General features: G+C 58.6%; 1 tRNA gene and 2 rRNA genes. All 3 read right to left on the bottom strand.

The window, feature by feature from the left end:
* A 5S ribosomal RNA gene (gene rrf / locus FCN80_RS07715) occupies positions 1-66 on the bottom strand; the annotation flags it as partial.
* Between the two features lie 32 nt (positions 67-98).
* A tRNA-Thr gene (locus FCN80_RS07710) sits at positions 99-174 on the bottom strand.
* Positions 175-270: 96 nt separating this feature from the next.
* Positions 271-386: ribosomal RNA gene (gene rrf / locus FCN80_RS07705) — 5S ribosomal RNA — on the bottom strand.
* Positions 387-507: the final 121 nt, after the last annotated feature.

Here is a 507-nt window from a genome sequence, read left to right as displayed (position 1 = left end):
GCTACGGCGTTTCACTTCTGAGTTCGGCATGGGGTCAGGTGGGACCACCGCGCTACGGCCGCCAGGCAAATTCTGTCGCCGAACTCCGCCATGTTAACTGGTGCTGATACCCAGAGTCGAACTGGGGACCTCACCCTTACCAAGGGTGCGCTCTACCAACTGAGCCATATCAGCGCAAAACCTTTATTATTTCTTTTCGCGGCTTGCACCGCTTCCGCCAACATGCACAGCGGTTATTTCCACCCGCCACGCGGGCTTTTCTGTTTGGATGCCTGGCAGTTCCCTACTCTCACATGGGGAGACCCCACACTACCATCGGCGCTACGGCGTTTCACTTCTGAGTTCGGCATGGGGTCAGGTGGGACCACCGCGCTACGGCCGCCAGGCAAATTCTGTCACCCGCCGTTACCCTCTCGGGCAACCACAGGCCTTTATCCGGAACAACGCTGATTTTCCCTTTCCCTTCTTCGGCACCCATCCCGCGCGCCACTCTCGTCTCTCTCTCAG

This window comes from Martelella alba (genome assembly GCF_005217455.1).
Taxonomy (GTDB): Bacteria; Pseudomonadota; Gammaproteobacteria; order Enterobacterales; family Enterobacteriaceae; genus Acerihabitans.
This window is presented reverse-complemented; position numbering and strand designations above follow the sequence as displayed.